General features: G+C 60.3%; 7 protein-coding genes. 3 read left to right on the plus strand and 4 right to left on the minus strand.

Annotation, left to right across the window (positions count from 1 at the left end; translation table 11 throughout):
- The 3 genes from VIW95_RS15955 to VIW95_RS15965 all read right to left on the minus strand — a co-directional run.
- Positions 1-570, minus strand: a 570-nt coding sequence (locus VIW95_RS15955) for a trigger factor (RefSeq protein WP_331588342.1), incomplete at its 3' end; no start/stop codon positions are given.
- Between the two features lie 455 nt (positions 571-1,025).
- Positions 1,026-1,427, minus strand: a complete 402-nt coding sequence (locus VIW95_RS15960) for a GFA family protein (RefSeq protein WP_331588345.1) — start codon at positions 1,425-1,427, stop codon at positions 1,026-1,028.
- 52 nt (positions 1,428-1,479) lie between these two features.
- Positions 1,480-2,277, minus strand: a complete 798-nt coding sequence (locus tag VIW95_RS15965) for a class I SAM-dependent methyltransferase (protein WP_331588347.1) — start codon at positions 2,275-2,277, stop codon at positions 1,480-1,482.
- Between the two features lie 287 nt (positions 2,278-2,564).
- On the opposite strand from VIW95_RS15965, the gene VIW95_RS15970 reads away from it, so the two are divergent.
- From VIW95_RS15970 to VIW95_RS15980, 3 genes are all read left to right on the plus strand, one after another.
- Complete coding sequence (locus VIW95_RS15970; RefSeq protein WP_331588349.1) at positions 2,565-3,530, plus strand: right-handed parallel beta-helix repeat-containing protein; 966 nt, start codon at positions 2,565-2,567, stop codon at positions 3,528-3,530.
- A 93-nt stretch (positions 3,531-3,623) separates the two neighbouring features.
- Positions 3,624-4,595: a right-handed parallel beta-helix repeat-containing protein gene (locus VIW95_RS15975; RefSeq protein WP_331588351.1), complete on the plus strand. Its 972-nt coding sequence runs from the start codon at positions 3,624-3,626 to the stop codon at positions 4,593-4,595.
- A 223-nt stretch (positions 4,596-4,818) separates the two neighbouring features.
- The gene (locus tag VIW95_RS15980; RefSeq protein ID WP_331588353.1) at positions 4,819-7,092 is read left to right on the plus strand and encodes a sodium-translocating pyrophosphatase; all 2,274 of its coding nucleotides are present in this window, start codon (positions 4,819-4,821) and stop codon (positions 7,090-7,092) included.
- Positions 7,093-7,321: 229 nt separating this feature from the next.
- Here the strand turns inward: VIW95_RS15980 and VIW95_RS15985 are convergent, their stop codons facing one another.
- Positions 7,322-7,822 (minus strand): SRPBCC family protein, encoded by a 501-nt coding sequence (locus VIW95_RS15985; RefSeq protein WP_331588355.1) that lies wholly within the window; start codon positions 7,820-7,822, stop codon positions 7,322-7,324.
- Between the last annotated feature and the right edge of the window lie 302 nt (positions 7,823-8,124).

Raw genomic sequence — 8,124 nt, forward strand, 5'->3', positions numbered from 1 at the left:
CAACCGATCGTCGGCCTTGGTCTTCGACATCGGCTTGCCGTCCTCGAAGGCTTCGATCGACGCGAGCGCATAGTCGCCGTCTTCGACGATCGTGCGATCCTCGACTTTCTTGAGCGTCGCCTGGCGCAAGCGAAATCGCTCGATCGCCTCGTCCAGTTGCTCATCGGTGACCTCGACCCTGGACTCGGGCACTTTGAGGCCTTCGTAGTCCTTGACCTCGATCGTCGGGCGCAAGTCGAACGTCGCGCTGAACTTGAGCGCGAGGTCCTTCTGCAGGTCGGTCTGTTCGGTGACGATTTCGGGCGCGACCACGGGCTTGAGGTCGTGCTCATCGAGCGCCTTTTTGGTGTATTCCTCGACGAGCTTCTGAACTACTTCGCCGCGGACCTGCTCGCCGAAGAATCGCTCGAGCAGATTGCGCGGCGCATGGCCCGGGCGGAAGCCCTTGAGCACCACGCCACGTTTGAGTTCGTTGTAGGCGCGATCCAGCTCATGCTTGATTTCGTCGGGCTCGACTTCAATCGTAAGTTTGCGCCGGAGACTGTTGGGTTCTTCGATATTTACATTCATGGTTGTTTGAATCTCACAGATAAACATACCGCGATTAGTGGAATCAACCGAATGCGCGCGAAAAGGAGCGCTGCGCGATCTCGAGAGACCGGAACCGGCGGCACTGGATGACATGGATTCGTCCGACCTGTGTCGCGACCGGTCTTTTGCGTTATCTCGTTTTTGTGTCATCCCGAGCGTAGCCGAGGGACCCCGGATCTTTTGCAGTGACGGTTGGCGCACCTCAACCACGGCTCAAGAGTGGTGATCGCATGTCGAAGCGTGGGTGATATCTGTGCGAATCGCCCGGATCATCCGGCGCTCACAACACTCGCGCCATGGTTGAGGTGAGCTAGTTGGCGTCGAGAAAGATCCGGGGTCCCTCGGCTACGCTCGGGATGACACAAAAAGCGCGGGCGGACACGAAGAGAGATCGCTTAGGCCCACGTAGCGTGGCGGTCCGACGCTTTTCCCCATCAACCGTCGTCGCTGAATTGGGCGACACCATCGGGAACAACCACCCACGACTGCTTTCTCATCGTCCAATAGTGGGCGTCTGGTTTCAGCCACGACGTGTCGTCGAGCGTGCCGGCTTTGATGCTCATGCCGTTGCCGGTTTGATGATAGATGCGGGTGCCGCATTCCGGGCAGAACGCACACATCTTCATTCGACCGCTATCGCATTTCACCTCAAACGTTTTCAGCGCGCCCGAACGTAACTTGAATGCCGCGGGCGCCACCGCGAGGCTCATCCCGAACGCGCTCCCCGATTGCCGTTGGCATTCGGTGCAGTGGCATACAGCGAGGCCGAACGGCTCGCCCTCGACTCGATACTTGACGCGGCCGCATTGACAGCCGCCATCGATCACGCGACCCATGCGAGTTCCCTCCAGAGTGTTTTGTTGCTCGCGTACCCGGCGCTGCAAACTGTCACGATATGCGGCGGCAGACGTGCACGATACTGAGATAGTGCTTGCGGATTCGACCGTCGGGGCGTTGCGCGATCAGGCGGCGGACGTCGGCGTACAATTTGTCGCGCTTCGATTGCTCCCACGCGATATGGTCCGAGTAAGTATTCAGCACGTCGATGTACGTATCGGCGCTGTAGTCGACCGGCCACACGTGGCGCCTGTCGCCGACAACTTCGAACAGACCGGTGCGTTCGATTTCCTCGCGGCGGTCGGGCTCATCCTCCGGTCGTGGCGGCGGCCATTCGAGATGCGGTTCACCGAGCGCCTCGTAGCTTTTCTGGATCTCCGTGAAGAACGGATCGAATCCGTCGGGAAACGCGTGACCGTTGTCCACGATTGCGAGTATGCCGGCCGGCTTCAGCACGCGCGCAGTCTTCGCGTAGCGTATTTCAGGATCTAGCCAATGCCACGACGATGACGCGAACACCATGTCGAACAGCAACTCGCGCGGCTCCCACGATTCGAAGGCGGAAGTGATTACCTCGACGCGCGGGAACAATTCGAGATTGCGACGTGCGACTGCCGCGAGGTTTGCGCCGAGCTCGATGCCGACGACGCTGCCTCCGCGACGTGCAAGATGACGAGTAGCCTGGCCCGTGCCGCATCCGAGTTCCAGCACCGCGGCCTCGCTCGCGAGACCGCCAAGCGCGAACAGGTCGTCGAAGATCTGCTCCGGGTATTCGGGGCGAGCCTTGTCGTAAAGCGCGGCGTCCTGATCGAACGTCCGTTTCAGTGTGTCGCGATCATCGCCAGCCATCAGATTCCAATCTTATGCGAAAGAGTTGAGACGATCGTTGAATGCTTGCGCCTCGATGCGCGAGCTGTTGGATTTTTTACATTCGCGGCGATCTGATTCTTAAAGATAGAACAAAGAGCGGTCGGAAGAATCAACCGACTGCGCTCATTCGCACCATTCTCTATTGCATTAGTCCCGCCGGAGTGTCACAAGGTTCGCGACCGCCCGCAGCACCATCGGAATCTCCTGCACCGACACGCTCGATTCTACCTGGCGCAGCTCAAGCGGCGCGGTCTGGGGAGGAAGGTATGTCACTCGAGAGGGGTTTCAGAGGATATGCACTCGCGACATTGGGTGCGTTGGCGCTGTTTTTTGCCGCGTCGCCCGCGCGAGCCGACACGGCGGTATCGGCGTGCGGGACGCTGTCTCCGGCAGGGAATTATTTCCTGACCACTAATCTGACCGCGACCGGCAACTGTATCGTCATCGGCAGTGAAGGCGTCTCGTTCGACATGCGGAATCACACCATCACCGGTAACGGCACCGGCGACGGAATCTCCGACGGCGGCGGACATTTCGAGTCGATGGCGATTGCCAACGGCAAGATCCGCAACTTCAGCGTCGGCATCGGACTCGACACCTCATGCTGCGTGGTGATTCGCAACGTCGATTCTTCGAAAAATACGGACACCGGCGTTTTGGTCGGCACCTGTTGCGGAGTGCTCGATTCCGTAACCGCGAACAACAATGGCACGGTCGGGGTAATGGCGCTGGAGTGCTGCTACTCGCTGAACAACCTCCAGGTCAACAACAACGGCGCAGGCGGCGGCATTATCGCAACCGGATGCTGCACGGCGAGCGCCAACAGCACCGTTTCCCACAACGGCGGCACCGGGGTTTTTGGCAATGACTGCTGCAACTTCGTGATCAACAGCAAGGTGCAGCAGAACACCGGTGACGGCGTCGATCTGATAACCAGCTGTTGCAACTTCGTCGTCGGCAGCACGGTCGCGCTTAACCAAGGCGACGGAGTGCATCTGACCAACGACGACAACCTCGTTTCCGGCACCAACGCCAGCGGCAACAGCGGCAACGGAATTTTCCTGAGCGGCACTGACAATCAGATTACCAGCAGTGTAGCGAACGGAAACCAGGGCGCCGGCGCCGACGTGCAATGTCCGGGAGCGATCACCGGCCTGCAGGCCAAAGGCAACGCGGGCGGCTCACTCACAACCAGCGGCGGCACCTGCACGCAGTTGAACAACAAGCTGTAGCGAGATGCTCTGGCGGATGATTTCAAAATGCTCCAGATTTCCATACGCGATCCCCGCGTGCGCATCACCGCGGATCTTCCACGGGACGGAACTATGAATATCGAATTTTCGGCGCGGCGGATTGTGGCCGCGCTATTCACGATGCTGTTGATTGTTGGATTGTGCGGACGTGCGGGCGCGCAGACCGGGGTGTCGTCGTGCCAGACGCTCTCGGCGCCCGGCAACTACTTCCTGACCAGTAATCTGAGCGCGTCCGGAGATTGCCTCGTGATCGGCGCGTCCAACGTTGCGATCGACTTGAAAGGGAAAACCATCAAGGGCAACGGCAGCGGCTCGGGCATCACCGACGGCGGCAGTGCACGCAACTTCGCGATTATCGCCAACGGCAAAATCAGCGGCTTCAGTAATGGCGTCAACCTGGAGGCGTCGGGCCAGGCGATAATTTCCAACCTCAATTCCTCGAACAATGCCGCCGACGGGGTAATCATCGGAGACTGCTGCAATACGTTGAGTGCAGTCACGACCAACAACAACGGCGATGTCGGCATCGCCTTACTTGATGACGACAGCAGCTTGAGCAAGATTCAGGCTAACGGGAACGGCAATGGTGGAATCGCGATCAATGACTGCTGCAATACGCTGGTTGGAAGCACCGTAAACAACAACACCGGCATCGGCGTGCAAATGAATCACTGCTGCAGTTTCGTCGTCGCCAGCAAGATCCAGAATAATACTGGCGATGGGGTCGAACTGCTCAGTGAGGACAATGGCGTGATCGGATCGACCACTTCGAAAAATGGTGGCGACGGAGTCGATCTGCCGACGACTGAAGACAACATGGTGGTCGCCAGCAAATCCACCGGAAATGCCGGCGTCGGAATCAATTTTGGCGCCAAATTCGGCATCATCTCGGGCGTGATGGTGAGCAAAAACCACTCCGACGGCGTCGACATGGATTGCCGCGGCAGCACCGCATCGTTGAAGTCGCAGAAAAACTCAGGGACCAATCTTGTACAGACGGTTATCGATGGACCATGCGCGAACGTGAACCTGAACGCGCCATGATCGACCTTTCGTAACGCTGCGATCCTGGAGGCCCTGGCCATCGCGCCGGGGCCTTTTCTTTTCGGCGAGAGCATCTCCGCCGATATGGACTTCGCTTTCAGGAAAACCTAGACTGCCCCAGATACCCAGAGGGTGATCGCCCGGCTATTAACGGCGCGATTGATTTGCGCGAACGGGCGCCGCCCTTAATCAAACCTCGACCTTTCAGGAGACTCGGATTGCGATGAGCGAATCGAATATCGTTCTGCCCACTTTAACCAGCGGACAGGTAATGATCCTGTGGCTGGTGCTGGTCTCGGCGCTGGTCGCGCTGGCCTACGGAGTCGTGCTGATCCGCGTAGTGCTGGCCGCCGACCCCGGACCCAAATCAATGACCGACGTGTCCGACGCAATCGAGCTCGGCGCGATGGCCTACCTCGGACGCCAGGTCAAAACCATGATCTGGTTCGTCGCCGCGATTTTCATCGCGCTGTTCTTCATGTACCGCAACGTGTACCAGGGCTTGTACCTGCCGCTGGGAATCTCGATCGCATTTTTGATGGGCGTCGCCGCATCGTACGGCGCCGGTTACGTCGGGATGTGGCTGGCAGTCAAGGGCAACGTCCGCAGCGCCAACGCCGCGCTGACCAGCTTCAAGGACGCGATGGAACTCGCGTTCAAGGCGGGCGGAGTATCGGGGATGTTCACGGTCGGGCTTGGCCTCCTCGGCGCGACGATCATCTTCCTGGTGTTCCGCGAAAACGCGATGAAGGTGCTGGTCGGCTTCGGCTTCGGCGGCTCGCTGGCGGCACTGTTCATGCGCGTCGGCGGCGGAATCTACACCAAGGCGGCTGACGTCGGTGGCGACCTGGTCGGCAAAATCGAGCAGGACCTCCCCGAAGACGATCCGCGCAATCCCGCGACGATTGCCGACAACGTTGGCGACAACGTCGGCGACTGCGCCGGCATGGCGGCCGACGTGTTCGAGTCGTACGAGGTGACTCTCGTCGCCGCGATCATCCTGGCAGCCTACGCGCTGCAGGAGTCGGACTTTATCGCGGCCTACGGCCAGTACGCGGGCGCGTTCGCGGTCAAGCTGATCATGTTCGCCTTGATCCTGCGCGGGGTCGGCGTGTTCTCGTCGATCATCGGAATCATGGCGGTGCGGGTGCCGGCCGGCAAAATGCTCGACCCGATGCGCCCAATCAACATCGGCTACATGACGTCGGCGATCGCGTCGGTGATCGGATTCTTCGCCGTCAACTATTTCTACCTGGATGACCCGCGCACCGGCGCGACCGATTGGCGCTTCGCATGCTGCGCGTCGCTCGGAATTATTCTCGCCGTCGTGACACTGTGGCTCACCAACTACTTCACGCATCCGGACAAAGGGCCGGTCACCGAAACTGCGATGGCCGCACGCACCGGCCCGGCAACGTTGATCCTGTCGGGCATGGCCGAGGGTCTCGAGTCGTCGGTATGGGCGCTGCTCGTGATCGCGGCGGCGATTATCGGCGCGATGGCGATATTCCACGAGTCGCTCGCGCTGCAGTTCTACGGAATCGCGCTGACCGGCCTCGGCTTGCTTACCACCACCGGCTTTATCCTCGCGATGGACACCTACGGACCGATCACCGACAACGCGCACGGCATCTTCGAGATGGGCGGAATCCATCAGGAGGAGGCGTCGAAGACGCTGTCGTGGATGGACGCGATCGGCAACACGACCAAGGCTCTCACCAAGGGCCTGGCGATTGCGACCGCGGTGCTTGCGGCGGTCTCGCTGTTCCGCTCCTTTATTGATGAGGCTCACCTCGGCGCGATTGGCGTCCAGATCAATATGCCGACGGTGTTCGTTGGCCTGATGATCGGCGGCGCGGTGCCGTTCCTGTTCAGCTCGTTCGCGATTAAGGCGGTCAGCCGCGCGGCGTATCAGATCGTGTTCGAAGTGCGGCGCCAGCTTCGCGAGCATCCGGGAATCATGGAGGGCAAGGAGCTGCCCGACTACAGCGCGTGCGTCGATATCGTCACGGCGGCATCGCAGAAAGAACTGCTCGGTCCTGGAATCCTCGCGATCTTCTCGCCGCTGCTGGTCGGCTTCGGGCTTGGCGCGGGCGCGCTCGGCGGATTCCTCGGCGGCACTATCCTGACGGGTCAGCTGATGGCGGTGTTCATGTCGAACGCGGGCGCCAACTGGGACAACGCCAAGAAAAAGGTCGAGGACGGATTCCTCGGCGGCAAGGGTACCGACGTGCACAAGGCGTCGGTCGTGGGCGACACGGTCGGCGATCCATTCAAGGACACTGCGGGTCCGGCGCTGAACCCGATGATCAAGGTGATGAACCTGGTCGCGATTCTGGCGGCGCCGTTTACGACCGTAGAACTCGCTGGCGTGACCGGCCTGCGCGTTGCGATCGTAATACTGTCGATCGTCGCACTGTCGATCGCTGTGATCTTCTCCAAGCGCGGCTCGATCGCCGAGGAGAGCCTGGCAATCGAGACCAAGCAAGCCGCCTGATCGATTTCATATCAAGCAGCCAACAGGGCCGGCCGCCAAAAGCGTCCGGCCCTGTTCTTTTTCTGGTTCCCTCCCCCACGTGGGGGGAGGGTTAGGGTGGAGGACATTTGTGCGGCGCGATTGTCTGTTGCGCCGCACATCTGGAATCCGGAAAAATTCGGTCCCTCACCCGCCACTCGAAGACGAGCGTCGGCGGGGCTTCCCCGACAACGGGCGAGGCAATTCTTCTTCACCCTTGCGCGTGCTGCGCGAGGTACTGCTCGATGAGCTTCATCTGCGCGGCCCATCCGCCCTCGTTGGCGGCAAACGCTTTGGCGCGCCGCTCGATTGGAATCCGGTCGAAACCCGACTCGGTCACGGTAAGGATCGTGCCGTCTGCGGCCTCCGCAAGCTCAAACGCGACCAGTGTGCTCGGCTCCTTCGAATAATCGACGCTGGAATCCATCGCGAACGGATGCCATCGGAAGGAGAATAGCCGCATCGGCTCGACGCGATCGACCGCGAACTCGAAACGGTACCCTCTGTATGGTTCCTGGCGCTTCGCGACCTCCGCATCCACCCTCGTCGGCACCATCTTACCGATGATGCTCGCGCCGGGGACGAAGGGACCGTCGAACTCTACGCCGAACCAGCTGCCGAACTGCTTCGAGTCGCTAATCGCGCGCCACACGCGCTCGCGCGATGCGCGCAGCAGGACGCGCTTCTCAATCCGGTCAGTGCTCGCAGCCATATGCAACCTCCAAGTTGCATTTACCATAGCGCCACTCGCCACGACACGCAACCCGCAGGTTGCAGAAATCTCGCTCAAAAAAGATTCGGAAATAATCCAGTCCCCCTTTCCCGCGAGGCCCGAAAAAAGGGGTTAGGGGTTAGGTTGTTCGGATCATTCTCAAATGCATGCGCCGACTGTCCACGCCGCGGGCACGGCGGCCCGCGCCACTGTTACCGGTTCTGAGTTGCTTCAATCACATCACGCCAACAACCCTTTCCCCGGCACATGATTCACCTCGAGCCGAATCCCATCGGGATCCT

Source organism: Binatus sp. (SeqCode), from assembly GCF_036522015.1.
In the GTDB taxonomy this organism is placed as follows: domain Bacteria; phylum Desulfobacterota; class Binatia; order Binatales; family Binataceae; genus Binatus.